This is a genomic window from Comamonas sp., from assembly GCF_009360615.1.
Lineage (GTDB): Bacteria > Pseudomonadota > Gammaproteobacteria > Burkholderiales > Burkholderiaceae_C > Comamonas.
The window spans coordinates 14,591-30,761 of record NZ_SPEY01000119.1 but is presented as its reverse complement, the minus strand read 5'-3'; the positions used below and the strand labels follow the sequence as shown (position 1 = coordinate 30,761).

16 protein-coding genes and 2 pseudogenes are annotated in these 16,171 nt (G+C 57.8%); 12 read left to right on the top strand and 6 right to left on the bottom strand.

Going from position 1 to position 16,171, the window contains the following annotated elements; all coding sequences use genetic code 11:
* Positions 1-216: 216 nt before the first annotated feature.
* A complete protein-coding gene (locus tag E2583_RS24235) occupies positions 217-393 on the bottom strand; it encodes a hypothetical protein (RefSeq protein WP_019042642.1) in 177 nt (58 codons plus the stop codon).
* A 373-nt stretch (positions 394-766) separates the two neighbouring features.
* Here E2583_RS24235 and E2583_RS24230 point away from each other — a divergent pair, with 373 nt between their 5' ends.
* Together E2583_RS24230 and E2583_RS24225 are read left to right on the top strand one after the other, a co-directional pair.
* A complete protein-coding gene (locus E2583_RS24230; RefSeq protein ID WP_012837653.1) occupies positions 767-2,098 on the top strand; it encodes a Rieske 2Fe-2S domain-containing protein in 1,332 nt (443 codons plus the stop codon).
* A 19-nt stretch (positions 2,099-2,117) separates the two neighbouring features.
* A complete protein-coding gene (locus tag E2583_RS24225; protein ID WP_029158425.1) occupies positions 2,118-3,293 on the top strand; it encodes a Gfo/Idh/MocA family oxidoreductase in 1,176 nt (391 codons plus the stop codon).
* 61 nt (positions 3,294-3,354) lie between these two features.
* On the opposite strand, the gene E2583_RS24220 is transcribed toward E2583_RS24225, so the two are convergent.
* From E2583_RS24220 to E2583_RS24210, 3 genes are all read right to left on the bottom strand, one after another.
* Positions 3,355-3,948 carry a MarR family transcriptional regulator gene (locus E2583_RS24220; protein ID WP_012837651.1) on the bottom strand — a complete coding sequence of 198 codons (594 nt, stop codon included), beginning with the start codon at positions 3,946-3,948 and terminating at the stop codon, positions 3,355-3,357.
* Positions 3,949-4,238: 290 nt separating this feature from the next.
* Positions 4,239-5,231 (bottom strand): ABC transporter substrate-binding protein, encoded by a 993-nt coding sequence (locus E2583_RS24215; protein WP_012837650.1) that lies wholly within the window; start codon positions 5,229-5,231, stop codon positions 4,239-4,241.
* A 43-nt stretch (positions 5,232-5,274) separates the two neighbouring features.
* Positions 5,275-6,618: an MFS transporter gene (locus E2583_RS24210; RefSeq protein WP_012837649.1), complete on the bottom strand. Its 1,344-nt coding sequence runs from the start codon at positions 6,616-6,618 to the stop codon at positions 5,275-5,277.
* 277 nt (positions 6,619-6,895) lie between these two features.
* Here E2583_RS24210 and E2583_RS24205 point away from each other — a divergent pair, with 277 nt between their 5' ends.
* From E2583_RS24205 to E2583_RS24170, 8 genes and pseudogenes are all read left to right on the top strand, one after another.
* On the top strand, positions 6,896-7,858 hold the full coding sequence (locus E2583_RS24205; RefSeq protein WP_012837648.1) for a PDR/VanB family oxidoreductase: 963 nt from the start codon (positions 6,896-6,898) through the stop codon (positions 7,856-7,858).
* A 65-nt stretch (positions 7,859-7,923) separates the two neighbouring features.
* Positions 7,924-8,418: a hemerythrin domain-containing protein gene (locus E2583_RS24200; protein WP_012837647.1), complete on the top strand. Its 495-nt coding sequence runs from the start codon at positions 7,924-7,926 to the stop codon at positions 8,416-8,418.
* A gap of 138 nt (positions 8,419-8,556) precedes the next feature.
* Positions 8,557-9,483, top strand: a pseudogene (locus E2583_RS24195) (IS481 family transposase).
* Positions 9,484-9,527: 44 nt separating this feature from the next.
* Complete coding sequence (locus tag E2583_RS24190) at positions 9,528-10,280, top strand: IS5 family transposase (protein WP_291599449.1); 753 nt, start codon at positions 9,528-9,530, stop codon at positions 10,278-10,280.
* Positions 10,281-10,622: 342 nt separating this feature from the next.
* A complete protein-coding gene (locus E2583_RS24185; RefSeq protein ID WP_012837644.1) occupies positions 10,623-11,597 on the top strand; it encodes a tripartite tricarboxylate transporter substrate binding protein in 975 nt (324 codons plus the stop codon).
* A gap of 12 nt (positions 11,598-11,609) precedes the next feature.
* Positions 11,610-11,924 carry a tripartite tricarboxylate transporter substrate-binding protein gene (locus E2583_RS24180; RefSeq protein WP_145914894.1) on the top strand — a complete coding sequence of 105 codons (315 nt, stop codon included), beginning with the start codon at positions 11,610-11,612 and terminating at the stop codon, positions 11,922-11,924.
* A 123-nt stretch (positions 11,925-12,047) separates the two neighbouring features.
* Positions 12,048-13,172: a porin gene (locus E2583_RS24175; RefSeq protein WP_012837642.1), complete on the top strand. Its 1,125-nt coding sequence runs from the start codon at positions 12,048-12,050 to the stop codon at positions 13,170-13,172.
* An 81-nt stretch (positions 13,173-13,253) separates the two neighbouring features.
* Entirely contained in the window at positions 13,254-14,225 is a 972-nt protein-coding gene (locus tag E2583_RS24170; protein WP_291599433.1) for an IS5 family transposase, read from the top strand.
* Positions 14,226-14,415: 190 nt separating this feature from the next.
* Here the strand turns inward: E2583_RS24170 and E2583_RS24165 are convergent.
* Positions 14,416-14,631, bottom strand: a pseudogene (locus tag E2583_RS24165) (oxidoreductase); the annotation flags it as partial.
* A 21-nt stretch (positions 14,632-14,652) separates the two neighbouring features.
* Between E2583_RS24165 and E2583_RS24160 the strand changes: the two are divergent.
* Positions 14,653-15,303 (top strand): hypothetical protein, encoded by a 651-nt coding sequence (locus E2583_RS24160; RefSeq protein WP_012837641.1) that lies wholly within the window; start codon positions 14,653-14,655, stop codon positions 15,301-15,303.
* Between the two features lie 252 nt (positions 15,304-15,555).
* Here the strand turns inward: E2583_RS24160 and E2583_RS24155 are convergent, their stop codons facing one another.
* Entirely contained in the window at positions 15,556-15,693 is a 138-nt protein-coding gene (locus E2583_RS24155) for a hypothetical protein (protein WP_291599429.1), read from the bottom strand.
* Positions 15,694-15,879: 186 nt separating this feature from the next.
* On the opposite strand from E2583_RS24155, the gene E2583_RS24150 reads away from it, so the two are divergent.
* Positions 15,880-16,062 (top strand): hypothetical protein, encoded by a 183-nt coding sequence (locus tag E2583_RS24150; RefSeq protein WP_123974922.1) that lies wholly within the window; start codon positions 15,880-15,882, stop codon positions 16,060-16,062.
* The last annotated feature ends 109 nt before the right edge of the window (positions 16,063-16,171 follow it).

Sequence of the window (16,171 nt, the reverse complement as noted above, 5' to 3'; positions counted from 1 at the left end):
GGGTACGTCGTGTTTCTTGGTGCTCATTGTGCTTACGGACAGGCCGGCTTGCGCCGGCGGTTGATTGTCCGTTTACACAAAATTCTGCACACCCTCGTTTCTCGACCAACCGCAGCGCGCTCGACAGTCGCCCCGCCTTTAGCAACTCCCGCGTGAGGCTTCGCGCGGCAAGGAGAACATCTCTTTGGCCGAGCCATATTCCGCGATTTTTCCACGCTACATGACCGGCACTTCATCGACAATCGACTCCATCACATTGAAGACGTGGCCGGTGAAGATCAGCATCAAGTCTCGCTCCTTGCACAGCTTGGTAAGCAAGGCCAAGACTTGATTACGCACTGTGGCGTCCAGAGCTGACACGAGTTCGTAGCAGACTGGCAGGCGCGGATTCATGGTCAGTGCGCGCGCAATGACTACACGCTACCGCTAGCCACCTGATACCTGATGCGGAAGTCGCGCCAGGAGGGCTGGATTCATGCCGACCTCTTCCAGCATATCCATGTAGCGGCGGGGCCGTGCGTGCTAAGTGGATCAAGTCGAGCAACATCAAGCTGGATTGCCAGCCTCTGATACAGCATCCCAAGCCCTTCCGGAGAATTTCGAGAGGGCTTTGTTTCATGTCTCTCAATCAAAGGTTTGTGATTGGCCACAGGCCGCCCCCATCGAAGCCACACAATCTTGTCAAACAGGCTTGTCAATATAACTAGATCTCTAATATAATTAAGTACACCTACTGCTGAAGGCGAGTAATCGCCAGGAGACAACGATGCTGACTCATGAAGAAAACGAATTGCTGTGCCGCGTAGAAGGCGAAGCCCCCATGGGCAAGCTGATGCGCGAACACTGGACCCCGATCTGCCTGATTGAAGAGGTCCGTGAACCGGACGGCACGCCGGTCAAGGCACGCATCCTCGGCGAAGACCTCGTCGTGTTCCGCGACAGCGAAGGTCGCGTCGGCGTGGTTGGCGAGTACTGCCCACATCGCCGCGCCTCGCTGGTCTACGGCCGCAACGAAGACGGCGGCCTGCGCTGCCTGTACCACGGCTGGAAGTTCGACGTGCAAGGCAACGTGCTCGAAATGGTCTCCGAGCCCGCCGCCAGCAGCATGGCCGAAAAGGTCAAACACACTGCCTATCCGACCAAGGAATGGGGCGGCATGGTCTGGGCCTACATGGGTGCTCAGGACGCCATCCCCGAATTCGTCGCTCCAGCCTGGGCACCGACTGCAGACACCCGTGTGAGCATCGGCAAGGTACTGCTGCCATGCAACTGGGCACAGATCCTCGAAGGCGCCATCGATTCCGCACACAGCTCTAGCCTGCACTCGTCGGATTTTGTGCCGGCACGCGTGACCGGCGCCGAAGCCACGGACAATAACTGGCTGCGCCCCTCCACCGACAAGGCTCCCCGCCTGCAAGTCCAGCGCACCGAATATGGTTTCCGCTACGCCGCCCTGCGCCGCCCGATCTTCAATGCCTCCACGCACGACTATGTGCGCTCGACCGTGTTCGTCGCACCCGGCACTGTGCTGATTCCGCCGAACAACCTGTACAACGTCGCCAACGTCAACGTTCCGATGGACGACACCAATACGGTGTTCTACTTCATCGCCTGGGGTGATGCAGCTACCACGCCGGAAACCGAAACCTGGCGCAAGTTCCTGCATACTCAAGTCGGCCCAGACCTTGATGAACGCTACCGTCCTCTGCGCAATCACGAAAACCGCTTCTGGCAAGACCGCCAAGCTATGAAGGCCGGCAACTTCACCGGCATCACCGGCTTCCCGAACCAGGACATCGCCATGTGGGTCACGATGGGCCCCATCGCCAACCGCTCGGACGAACGCCTGGGTGCCAGCGATCTCGCCATTGTCGAGTTCCGTCGTCGCATGCTCGATGCCATCGCCGAATACAAGCAGGACGGCAAGGCCATCGGCACCGGTGCCAAGACAATCCCTGGCACGATCTGCTCATACCAGGCTGTGGTGCCGAAGGAAACCGACTGGCGTGAATACCAGGTCCGCTACGTGAGCGCCAAGCATGCCGTGTCGGACGAACAAGCCGCCGAGGCCGCGACCGACTACCAGGTCAAGCAGTAATCAACGGATGGAACTGGCCATGGAACAGCGCCGTTTACGGATCGGGGTTGCAGGACTGGGGCGGGCATTCTCGCTGATGCTGCCCACCTTCCTTCAGGACCCCAGGGTCCAGCTCGTTGCCGCGTGTGACCCGCGCGAGGAAGCTCGGCAGCAGTTCGCTGCCGACTTCAACGCAAGGACTTACACAGACGTGCAGGACCTGGCCGAAGATCCGAATGTGGAAGCCATCTACGTGGCCAGCCCGCACCAGTTCCACGCCCAACACACCGAGATTGCCGCAGCCAGGGGCAAGCATGTGCTGGTCGAGAAACCGATGGCGCTCAACGCGGCTGACTGTGATCGCATGATCGCGGCCTGCCGCGCCGCGAACGTGCATCTGATCGTCGGGCACTGCCACAGTTTCGATACGCCGTACCGGCGCACGCGCGAGCTAATCCGCTCGGGCGATTTCGGTGCGGTGAAGATGATCCAAGCTTTCAACTACACCGATTACCTGTATCGTCCGCGCCGGCCCGAAGAACTGATGACGGCCGAAGGCGGTGGTGCCGTCTTCAGCCAGGCTGCGCACCAGGTCGATATCGTGCGAATGCTCGCGAGCTCGCGTGCCACGCGCTTGCGCGCAAGCGTCGGTCGCTGGGATCCGTTGCGCCCGACCGAAGGCGCCTATTCCGCCCTGATCTGGTTCGAGAACGGCGCCTATGCCTCGCTCTCGTACAACGGCTACGGTCACTTCAACAGTGACGAGTGGACTGGCTGGATCGGTGAAATGGGCGATCACCTGAATCCGGATGCCTACGGGAGTGCGCGCAAGCGTCTGGCCACCATTGCCTCGGCAGAGGACGAAGCCAAGCTCAAGGCTGCCGGTACGTACGGTGGTGCCGCCTACAAGCAGCCCTCGTGGGCAGCAGAAGAGCCGGCACGCAGTCATCAGCATTTCGGCCCGGTGATCGTGTCCTGCGAACGTGCCGACCTGCGCCCCCTACCCGATTCCGTCGTCGTGTACGGCGACAAGCAGCGCGAAACGCTTGCGCTTTCGCGCCCGACCGTGCCGCGCGCCGAGGTGATCGACGAACTATACGATGCCGTCATCCTGGGCCAAGCCCCCCTGCATGATGGGGAGTGGGCAAAAGGCACGCTGGAAATCTGCATCGCGATTCTGAAGTCGAGCGAAACGGGTACGGACGTACTGCTCTGACGGCAGGCTCCAGGAAAGAAAAAACCTCGCAATGCGAGGTTTTTTCTTTCCTGGAGCCTGCTCAACAGTTTTCGCACTCCTCGCCGCGAGCGGCAATCAGGTGCCCCATTTCCCGGGTGGAAGGAATCCGCAGCACGGAGTCATGCACCTTCTCTGCTTCGTCGCGTGCCATGTTTTCGATGATCGTGAGCAGCACCTTGCGCGCGATATCGATCTCCGAGCCTTTCAGGCCCTTGACGCTGATCTCGTTCACTTCTTCGGCCAATGGAACCAGCTTGCTTTCCAGGCTGCGACCGCGAGGCGTGAGATACACGTGGGTATTCTTGCGATTGCCGGGCGCATAGCGGCGTTCGACGTATCCCAGCTTCTCCATCGCCGACACCGCACTGAAAGTGGTCGGCGTGGTGGTACCTGCCTCGTCACTTAGTTCCTTCTGCGTCAGTCCATCGGTGACCCACAGAATGCGCAGAAACGCCCAGTGACCGAAAGAAACTTCATACTGAGCCAGGCGCATCTGCAGCCCCCGAACCATCGCCCGGCCTGCATCCTTCACCAGGTGAGCGAGACGATCATCCGGTACGGCCTCGCGCCAATGCCGCAGGATCGGGTTCTCTTTGGAATCCGGTGCCTTGCTGGAAGAGGGTCTGGCTGTCATGCTTTCTCCTTCACGGCCATCGTCAGACTGCTTGAAATCATAGTGCCTTCACAAGTGCACGGACCGCTTCCCCGGTTCTGCACTCATGCTTTGTCAATTCAAAAGGTATGCCAACCACACCGATACGAACAAGCCGAGCACCACGGTATCGGTACGGATACCTTGCGCCATCGCAGGGCGAGTGCATTGTAGACGTGATGCTGCGGCTAACGGAAAAGCAGACTGTACATACAAAACGCCGCGCACTTGGTCGACCAAGTGCGCGGCAATATCCGCAGCAGCTGATGAGATCAGATCTTGAAGCTCTCCAGGCTGGCCGGGTGGAACAGCTCAGCAGGCTGGAGGCGGCGGCTCGACAGTCCTTCGGCATGGTGCTGCGCGAGGAAACGGTCAACCACATGGGCATTCTCGGCAAAACCATACGACCAGAAATCCTGGCCCATCAGGCGGCGCGCATTGCGCAGTTGGTCCTCGATGAACGGAAGCGTGACCTTGGTAGCCGAAGTGTCGCTCAGGCGCGTCAGTGCCACCGCCTTGGAATGCTCGAAGGCCTTGACCAGTGCGCCGGGCAGCCAGGGATGCTGCTCTGCCAGGGTCTTGCGCACGCCTAGCGTGTGCATGATCGGGAACAGCTTGCGACGCTCATACCATTCGGCAGCAGCCTTCTGCGGGTCCTCGAACAGGTACTTGACCTGCGGGTGACCGCGGTCGAAGCACGACGGGGCACGCGGCCCGATCACGCCATCGATTTCGCCATCGGCCAGCAGGTTCGAGATGGTACGGCCTTCCGGCGCATTCACCAGCGACACACCTTCGGGCAGCTTCAGCGAGATCTTCTCGATGCGGGTCGGATCTTCGTAGCCGCCGCGCACCCACTGGATGTCGGAGGCCTTCACGCCGTACTCCTCTTCCAGGAACATGCGCACCCACACATTGGCGGTCAGCTGGTATTCGGGCACGCCGATGCGCTTGCCCTTGAGGTCGGCAGGGCTGTTGATGCCGCGATCGGCACGCACGTAGACCGAGCTGTGGCGGAATGCCCGCGAAGGGAACACCGGCACGGCAATGTACGGCGAGGTGCCGGCTGCGGTCTTCACCGAGTAGCTGCTGAGCGACAGCTCGCAGATGTCGTAGTCGGCGGTGCGGAACGCACGGAAGAAGATTTCTTCCGGATCCTGCAGCATGAACACCGGGTCCACACCGTCGATCTGGACGTCGCCGTCGATCAGCGGACGCATCCGGTCGTAATTGCCCACCGCGATGGACAGTTGAAGCTTGCTCATGTTGATTCCTTTGTGACGATCAAAATCGATTCGGAGCGCATTGTCATGCGCCTGTTTGTGACGCCTGCTGGCGTGGCACGCCAAAGAAGACGGCAAGGCCTCCGATGAAGACCAGCGCAGCCACCAGCAAAATGCCAGCCGAGAAACTGCCGGTAGCGCTTTTCACCCAACCCAGGACGATGGGCGCAAAAAAAGCTCCGACCTGCCCCAGACTGCTGATGACGCCAATCCCGCCTGCTGCAGCCTCACCCGTGAGATAGTTCGGCGGAATGGTCCAGACAATAGCCGCCGCAGCGAAATAGCTCACCGAAACCAGGCTCAGGCATACAATCGCAGCCACCGGGCTTTCTGTAAACAACGTCAGCATCAACGCGCCAATGGCACCAGCGGTGGTCGACAGGGCGAAATGCCAGCGGCGCTCCAATCGCAGGTCGGAGCTGCGGGCAATAAACAGCATGGCAACGGCACCGACCAAGTAAGGCAGGGCCGACAGAAAGCCGATGTGCAGCATGTTGGAAACGCCCGTCTGCTTAATGATGGTGGGCGTCCAGTAGTTCAGGATCGTGCCGCAAATGGGTACCGTGGCCCAGCCTGCAGCAATCACATAGACGCGCGGATCACGCAAAGCGGCCATCAGGCTGCTCGGAGCGTTCTCCGGTTTCTGGCGGTTCTCTTCTTCCAGGGCGTTCAGGACGATGAGCTTTTCCTGATTGGTCAGCCACTTCGCATCCTGTGGTTTGTCGGTCAGGTAGAACCAAGCCACAATGCCCGCGACCACGGCCGGCAGGCCTTCTAAGAACAGCAGCCACTGCCAGTTGCGAAAGCCCCAGACTTCATGGAAGTTCTCGAGGATCAGACCCGACAGCGGACCGCCGATGATGCCGGCCACAGCAATCGCCAGCAGGAACCGCGACGTGATGCGGGCGCGGAGCTTGGCGGGATACCAGAACGAGAGATAAAGAATGATGCCGGGCCAAAAGCCTGCTTCCGCCGCGCCAAGCAGCGTCCGGGCCAGATAGAACTGCCACGGGGCGTTCATGAATGCCATGGCAGTAGAAATCCCCCCCCACAAAAGCATGATCCGCGTGATGGTCTTGCGTGCGCCGATGCGCCTGAGCAGCAGCGTGCTCGGCACCTCCAGCAGGATGTAGCCAATGAAGAACAGACTCACGCCCAGACCGTAAGCGGCATCGCTCAGACCAAGATCGTGCTTCAGATGCAACTGCGCAAAGCTGATATTGACGCGATCAAGATAGTTGAGCACCCAGCAGAAGAACAGAAAGCTCATCAGCCTGAGAGTGATCTTGCGATAGGTTGTCTCGACGGTTGCCGGGTCGGAAGTTTGATGCGGAAGCGCACCCACGTAGTTCAACGTGGAATCTGTCATTTCGGAGTCTCTTGGAGGCGTTTTGTCTGCTGCCGGCTTGAGCTGGCGGAGCAGCGAACACGTCTGAGTTCGCTTTACCGGCCGCCGCAATCAAGCCTTTATTGCTAGAAATCTATTCATTAGATATCTATTTATTAGATTACGAGGCTTCGAGAGTAGCGACAAGCAGGGTTTTCCCCTGGCGCGAAACCGTGCGCAAGTCAACTACTCCGCTTGCATAATTAGATCTCTAACAATAGAATTGCAAATATTGTCGAGCAAGTAAAGGAAGACAGGCATGACCACCCAGGAAAGCGGCTTTCTGCGTCTGAAGATCGCGGAGAAGGAAAAGATTGCACGCGACATCTGGCGCTTTGAACTTACCCATCCAGAGGGCGCGCCGCTGCCCCCGTTCGAGGCTGGCTCGAATCTGACGCTGGTGGCCCCCAACGGCATGCGCCGCAGCTATTCGCTCTGCAACGACTCGCAAGAGCGCAATCGCTATGTCATCGCCGTGAAGCGCGACAGCAATGGCCGTGGCGGCTCGATGAGTCTGGTCGACGACACATCCGCAGGGGATTCGATCGAAGCCTCTCTGCCGCGCAACGAATTTCCGCTTGATGAACGCGCCAAGTCGTTCATTCTCGTGGCTGGCGGCATCGGCATCACGCCCATGCTGTCCATGGCACGCCAGTTGAAGGCGGAAGGCCTGCGGGACTTCAAATTGTATTATCTGGCTCGGGATCCAGAGGGCACGGCCTTTCTCGACGAGCTCAGCAGCGACGAATGGCGCTCGTTGGTGAAGATCCACCACAGTTTCGGCGACCCGGCGAAAGCATTCGACTTCTGGGCCTTATTCGAGCGTCCCAAGGCTGCACATGTCTATTGCTGCGGACCGCAGTCGCTGATGGATACCGTTCAGGACATGACAGGCCACTGGCCGTCCGGCACCGTTCACTTTGAAAGTTTCGGCGCCGGCAATGCCAACACAAAGGAAAACACGCCATTCACGGTGCAGCTTAAGCGCACCGGCACCTCATTGGAAATTCCGAGCGACCGCTCGATTCTGGACGTTCTGCGTGCCTCGAACGTGCGCGTGGCAAGCTCCTGCGAAAGCGGTACCTGCGGCTCCTGCCGGGTAGGATTGTGCTCGGGCGAAGCGGACCACCGGGATCTCGTGCTACGGGACGATGAAAAGGATGCACAGATTATGGTCTGCGTATCGCGTGCAAAATCTGCGGAATTGGTACTGGACCTCTGAGCCACCAGCCACTTCGGTTGGCACGGCCAGGCATTGGCCTACCAACATAACAAGGGACATTGAACATGGATGAGCAGACTTCTACCTCAGCCACCAGGGCTCGGGATGCCAGTGCACCCACGCCGGTCGACGACAACAGTCTCGCCTGGACCGATGCACGCTTACTGGGATTTACGCCCATGGATGATGTGCATGAGGAGTTCTACGCGACTGCGCTGAAACTGGTGACCTGCACGGAGAAGAATGCCGCCCAGGCCATCGAACAGTTCGAGCAGCATGCCATCAGCCATTTCGAGCAGGAAGATGAATGGATGCGCACCACGAACTTCCCTCCTCGGGACTGCCATCTCGACGAGCATGCAGCAGTGCTGAAGTCGGTCCGCGAGGTCAAGGAAGCTGTTGCACAAGGACAAGCCGGCGCCGACATAGTCCAGGATATCGGCATGGCCCTCTTCCAGTGGTTCCCAGGTCATGCAGACTATCTGGATTCCGCACTGGCCGCCTGGATGACCAAGCTGAATATGGGCGGCAAGCCCATCGTGTTGCGACGCAAGCTTTGACAGTGCTCCAAGGAGCATCCGAGACACCCCTCTCCCCAAGCCAAGACCCAGATATCCCCACCAGAACGCGGGATCCATGCTCTATTTGATCCCAGGTTTTGATGGTGCAATCTTTTACCTTGAATGGAAGGAAGCACTATGGGCCAGGTTCTGCACGGGAGCGCCACAACGGCAGAGGCAGTCCGTCGAGCAATACAAAATAGTCAAGAGAGCCTGAGAGCGCTTTCTGCGCGCTATGGCATCAATCAGAAGACGGTGGCGAAGTGGAAGAAGCGGGCCTCGGTCACCGATCTACCAACAGGGCCGAGGCGGCCGCGCTCCACCGTTTTATCCGTTGAGGATGAGGCTGCGATCGTCGCCTTTCGCAGGCATACCTAGCTGCCACTGGACGACTGCCTTTATGCACTGCAACCGACCATCCCGTATCTGACGGCTCCTCGCTGCATCGATGTCTGCAGCGTCATGGCATCTCGCGGCTACCAGAGGTGGGTGGCGGCAAGCCTGCCAAGAAGAAGTTCAAGATCTACCCCATCGGCTACTTTCACGTCGACATTGCCGAGGTGCAAACAGCCGAAGGCAAGCTCTATCTGTTTGTGGCCAATGACCGAACTCCATGCCAAGGCCGGCAAGATGATTGCTGCACAGTTCTTGCGCAATCTGATCAAGGTAGTGCCATACGCCCTCCATACGGTACTGACCGATAACGGTATCCAGTTTGCGAACCGTGCCTGCGATCGGTACGCTGGCGATCACATTTTTGGCCGCGTCTGCACTGAACATGGCATTGGACATCGCCTCACCAAGATTAAGCATCCCTGGACTAATGGCCAGGTTGAGCGAATGAATCGGACCATCAAAGAAGCTACCGTCAAACGCTTCCATTACGACGATCACGAGCAGCTACGACAGCATCTGGCGGACTTCATCGATGCCTACAACTTCGGCCGAAGACTCAAGACGCTCAAGGGCTTGACCCCGTATGAATTCATTTGCAAGCAGTGGACATCCGAGCCCAAACGCTTCAGGATTGATCCAATCCATCAAATGCCGGGACTAAACAACTAGGACGTGTCATCTAATACGATAGTTGCTACGTTATCAGTAGCGTCATTCGTAGACATGCACTGACCAATGCCCAATGGGAGCAAATCAAAAGCCTACTTCTTGGCAGGGCCGGGCATGTGGGCGCTCCTGCCAAAAATAGCCGTCTCCTTGTTGACGCTGTGCTGTATCGCTATCGCTGCGGTATTGCTTGGCGCGATCTGCCCCAGCGCTTTGGCGACTTTCGAGTCGTTCACCTGCGCCACATGCGCTGGAGCCGCTCGGGCGTGTGGCTGCGGGTGTTTGAAGCACTCAGTGCGCTGCCTGATAACGAGTACGCCATGATCGATGCAACCATCGTGCGTGCCCATCAGCACAGCGCGGGTGCAAAAAGGGGGCAAAGCCAAGCCATCGGTCGCAGCCGAGGAGGTTTGAGCACCAAGATCCATGCCACCGTTGACGCTCTTGGCAACCCCACTGGTTTCCATCTCACAGCAGGGCAGGCATCGGATTTGGAAGGTGCAGATGTCTGGCTTGCGCGCACCGACGCGCAAGCCGTGATTGCCGACAAAGCGTATGACGCCCATGAACGCGTGGTTGAACCACTGCTGCGCCAGGGCAAGCAGGTTGTCATTCCCAGTATTCGGACGTGCAAAACTCAGCGCGGGTATGACCGCCATGTCTACCAAGAGCGGAATCTCATTGAGAACTTCTCTGCGCGGTTGAAGCAGTACAGGGGCATTGCCACGCGTTATGACAAAACGGCAGCGGCATTCTTGGGAGGGATCCACCTTGCGGCCGCTGTCGTCTGGCTCAATTGATGACGAGCCCTAGGGATATCACCGACCAAAAATCACGCTAGCCCTCTAATAATAATTTTAGACGTCTAATAAAATAGAGGTGAGGCATGTCAATGAAGAGAAGCAGTTGCGACGCAGAGAACAAGATTTTGTGCGCCGCAGCCGAAGCTGCCTCCACCATCTAGAAGAGGTGGCCAAGCCCGACTTCGCATCAATCTGCGTCGCCCGCATGCCGACATCGTTGCTGCTGGCTGCAAATGTGCATGTCATTTTTTAGACAGGAATTGTGCGGACATCTTAATGCCGGTACATGAGCGGATGGCGTCGGTGCCGTAAGAAATCACAAAAATCAGGAGACATGTCATGACAAGAGGAACTTTCTTGAAAATATCGGCTGCAATTGCCCTCCAGGCGTTGTCAATCTTTGCCTATGCTGATAGCGATTTCCCGAACAAGCCCGTAAAGCTGGTCATACCCTACGCTCCAGGGGGACTGCCGGACACCGTGGCCCGGGTTCTAGCCGAGAAAATGCAGGCAGACCTCAAGCAGCCGGTAATTGTCGAAAACAAGCCCGGCGGCGGCGGCGGCGTCGCCGTCACGGCCATCAAGCAATACCCTGCTGATGGACATACCCTCCTGGTTACGGACGGCCCTCTGCTAGCGGTTTCTCCGATCATTATCAAGAACCTCAAGTACGATGCCCAGAGAGATCTGGATCCCGTTTCCCTGGTCGGTGTGGCCCCTCTGCTCCTGGTAACGAACTCTTCCGCCCCCTTCAAGAACATGCAGGATTTCATTCAATATGCGAAAGAGCATCCTGGCGAGTTGAATTACGGGTCTTCCGGAATCGGTTCAATCCACCACCTGACGGCAGAGGCCATGGCCCATTCGCTGGGCATCAATGTCAAGCATGTCCCATTCAAGGGTAGCTCCGCCTCCATTCCGGCACTGATCGGCAACCAAGTCGACATAACATTCGCCTCCCCCCCGAACCTGACGGGCTTCGTCCAAAGTGGCAAGGCCAGAATACTGGCGACCAACACCTTGGCTCGCAGCAAGGCCAATCCGGACATTCCTGCCATTTCCGAGTACGCCAAGAACTTCGACTTTGGCTTTACCGTGGTCATGCTGGCCAAGAAAGGAACGCCTGAGGCGTATCGGAACAGGATCAGCGATTCGGTCAAGAAAGCCGTCAACGATCCCGAAGTGAAGAGCAAACTGGAAAAAGCAGGAGTCGACTCCATTGCTGGAGGTCCTGCCGAGTTGGCGGCAAAGCTCGCATCTGAAAATAGCCGGGTCATTGCAGCGGCCAAGCTGGCCAACCTGAAACCGGAATAGAACCGGAAGCCTATTGCGACGACCTCGCAAACGCGGCTGTCGGGCCCGCTCAGGCTCATTCCGACCACCGCCGAGGGACGGGATCCGAGCGTGGCGACCAAGAGCATCTATGGCTTCTGGGCCACCAGGGATTTGCCTGCGGCGGAATTCGCCCATCTGAGCGATGCCCTGCGCAAAGTCACCGAACTGCCCGACGTAAAGCAGCGCCTGGAAACGCTGGGCGTGCTGCCGACCAGGGAGTCCCCAACAACCTTTGCCCAGAACATCGAAGAAGAGCTCAAACAAACTCGTGCGGTGCTGACACGGGCAGAAGTCCAACCAGAGTGATGAGCTAACAGCCACTCATGCGGATGCTGGAAGGTTGCGCGTAGGGCTGCCCGTAAAGAATCAAGCGCATTGTGAAGAAGAGGAATTGGGGCAAAGGCCCCAAACAAAATGAAGGAGGCACCAATGATCGGACTAGCCAAGCATGCTGTGGCATGCGCTGTGTTGCTCAACGTTTGCGGAGCTGCAAACGCGCAAGGAAATGTCACCATTTATGGACGCATGGACTCCGGCGTCGACTCGCCCCGCTCGGGCGGCTCCAGCATCAGTCGCGTGTATTCGGGCGGCAGTGCTGGTAGTAACCTAGGTTTCCGAGGTGTAGAGAACCTGGGAGGAGGGCTCTCCGCCGTTTTTCGCCTAGAGCAAGGCTTCTATCTCGATGAAGGTACATTGGCCCAAGGCGGCCGTGCGTTCGGGCGCGAAGCATCGGTTGGCCTCAGCGATACAAGGCTCGGTACCGTGCAGATGGGGCGCATTCCTACGCCCTACTATTCAGTACAGGGTAATGTGGATGCCTTCATCTGGGAGGGGGCGGGCGGGCTGCTGTCGCTCACCCGAAACATCAACACAACAACGCAGCGTCAGGTGTTGCCGATGGGGATAGCGGCGCGCCAGGACAACGCCATCAGTTATGTATCCCCACGTTGGGGTGGCCTTGAGGTGCGCGGGCAGTATTCCTTTGGCGAGAAGTCCGCGACGATCGGTCGCGGTTACGGAGTATCTGCACGCTATCAGGTTGATAGCTTTGACCTCAATGCTGGCTTCCAACAGCAGGATGGCGCGGACAACGCTGCTTCAGGCAAGGTCTCGGCAATGGTGCTTGGGGGGTCCTATGATGCCCGCTTCGCCAAGTTTTTCTTCGGTACGACGGTTGAAAAGAACTCCTGCAGCACCTGCACCGGCACCATCGCCCGAATGCCTGGGACTTCAAGGAGCGAGTTCAGGCTGACCAACGTTGGCGTACGCGTGCCATTCGGGCCGTTCACCGCCATTGCCCAGTTCACTCGAGTTAACGACCGTTCCGACTACACGACCTCGACTGGCAATCGCGATGCCAATTGGATTGCCCTTGGCGGTGACTATGACCTGTCTAAGCGAACGCGTCTCTACTTTGGCGCCGCACGGATTACCAACAAGAACGGATCGCAGTATGTACTGGGCACCGGAACTGCTCAAGCTCCAGCAACTTTAGTCGGCTCGGCGAACGGAAGCTCGCGCAATATCTACATGGGAGTCCGGCACAACTTCTGAGGGCCGCCCTAGGAAACCTCTGCATAAGTCCTCAACGTATGTGCTTGCACATGCGTGCCGGGTGCGGCAGCATCCCGGCTCATGCAGCAATTCGATCTCGGCTTGAACCTTTCCACCAAGAAAACACGCAAACGCGAATTCCTTGAGCAGATGCAGCAGGTGGTGCCTTGGAAGGATCTGGTGGCATTGATTGCACCTTACGCCCCTGAAGGGCGTAAAGGGCGGCCACCGTTTCCCGTAGAGATGCTGCTGCGCATTCACTTCATGCAGCAGTGGTTCAACCTCAGTGATCCTGCCATGGAAGAAGCGCTGCATGACATGCCCTTGTTTCGGGACTTCGTTGGCTTGTCATGGGACAGTGCCGTTCCCGACGAAAGCACCATCTTGCGTTTCCGTCATTTGCTGGAGACACACAAGCTGGCCGAGCAAATTCTGCAGACGGTCACGGACTTACTGGAGAGCAAAAAGTTGCAGCTTCGCACGGGAACCATCGTGGATGCCACACTGATTGCGGCACCCAGCTCGACCAAAAACAGCACCAAATCGCGTGACCCTGAGATGCACCAGACCAAGAAAGGCAACCAGTGGTACTTTGGTATGAAGGCACATATCGGCGTGGATGCTGATTCTGGGTTGGTGCACACCGTGCGGGGCACATCGGCCAACGCCAACGATGTCGTTGAAGCTAACAGCCTGCTGCATGGGCAAGAAATCGATGGATACGCCGATGCTGGCTATCAGGGTGCAGACAAACGTCCCGACATGCCAGAGCCAACACCCGAGCGCAAATTCCAGTGGCATATCGCCATGAAGCGCAGCCAGCGCAAGGCCCTGGATCCTCAGCAGCCGATATCGGCCATGCAAGAGCAGCTCGAGCAGGTGAAATCCAAAATCCGGGCCAAAGTCGAGCACCCATTCAGAGTCATCAAACACCAGTTTGGTCACATCAAAGTTCGCTACCGAGGCTTGAGAAAGAACACCCAGCAATTGCACACCTTGTTTGCTTTGGCGAACTTGTGGATGGCTCGTGGCCGCTTGCTGGCAAACAGCTAATTCCAGCCTGTTGTGGGCGCTGAAAAAGCAAGATGCCCGCCAAATGCGGGCATCTTGAGTGCCAGAGGCCAGCGGACCTCACGCTAGTTCAAGCACTATCACGCTTGAATTCGGGTTATGCAGAGGTTCCCTAGGCGCAACAAAGCATCCTTTCAATGCTTTGTTGCGCCTAGAGGTGCGCCGTCCTGCACAGGGCATCCCGCCTCCTTAGCATGGCAAGAACAGGCGTGATGCCGATCCCTCCGGCCACCAACACGCTATGGGAGGCAGTCTCGACCAGGGGGAAATGATTGTGCTGTCCGCTAATCTGGATGACGTCCCCGACCCTCAGCTTTTGATGGACAAAGCGTGAACCGCCACGACTGGCTGGGTCCAGGGACACCGCCACCACATAGCGACGGCGTTCGCCGCCTGCGAGAACGCCAAGGTGACGCACATCAAAAAGACCAACGGCTATGAAGAGGATGGTCATTACCGTGTCGAATTCACGTACGACATCGAGCTCAAGGACCCCGACACCTTGAAGCGCATGCGCCAGACCTACCAGGAGGAGCGTGACCGCGTGAAAGCCTGGGAGGATGCCGGAAAGGCCGACCAGCAGCAAATCGCAACGCTCAAGACTGAGATCCTGGCGTTACGCAAGGAACACAACAGCAGCGCCCCCCGTCGCGAAGACTTCAACTTCAACAATCCACCGGGAATGGGTTTCCTGGAAGAAGACGCATATCGGAAAGCGCTGATCCAGTGGGAAAACGAGCATCCGCTGCCAAGCAGCCTGCGCCAGAAGATGCAGGCGCTCGATGCGATGGAGCAGGAAGCACGGCAAAAGCAAGAGCGCGACCAGCCCACGAACACCATCTACAACAAGGTGACAGACAGCGTCTGGTCCATGTACGTTGCAGGATGCCCGAATGGAGGCTCCACCAAGTTTTTGTATCCTGCGCTGCTTCAGATCCGCAACGATGCCGCCAAGGCACAGGACGTCCTGTACTGGCTGCAAGATCAGCAGCTTCAGATGAAGGGCAAGATCACCATGCGCAAGACTGAGAACGGTTGGCGAGCACTCAGCGAGGGCTGAGCCCTAAAGCACACCCGTTATGGATGCCCAGCGCCTAGTGCGCTGGGCATCCATGAATACACTTCTTTTTTTTTATATTAACGTGTGGCATGTGCGGAAACAGGTTCGCGCAACTGTCGATATACCTCTGCCACTAACAGATTCGCCAAGCCCTTGAACACCTTTTCATGTCGCAAAGCTTGATCGACCATACTGTAATGACTCTCTAAAGCGTCCACCACTGCATTATTGAGTTTGGTTTCGTATGCGCCATTAGCAAATGGCATCCACCGTATCGTTGGCCTGCGCTTGCTCCTGAAGGGTTGGGTCATCAACCATCTTGCCGATCAACATGGTGATGTAGCCCTTGAAATCGGCATCTGAAAGGTTTCCCGAGAACACTTCGTTCATCTTTTGATGATGACGGAGAGTCGGTCTTCCGGGTCTTTTGGGTCTTCCCAGGCTTGCCCCCGCCCGTGCCTATGGACTTCATCGGTTCGCCCGTGCCGGATTCCAGCCGCCGGGCAATCGGCATATGCCCGAGGCTTCCTGCCTCCTCGGTTGCGCACAATCGGTCCTCGAATGCAGGACCGCGCAATGCTCGACCCCAAGACGCTGCAGGCGATGGATTCCGCGGCGATGGCCGAGGTCCCCAACCGCATGCTGGCCGAGTTGGTCACCAAGAACCACCAGTTGCAGCCCAGTCGCTGGTCGCCGCGGGCTCCCATGAATGCGGTATTTGGTTTACAAAACGTCCAGCTAGATTCTGGCCGTTCCTAGTTGGAGGCAATGAGGATGAGGGTCTGTTACCTACTTGCAATCGCAGTATTGCTTTGGACCGGCTTACTAGTTCACGCATCCCCCTCAAATGACATTTCTCATGCGTCGC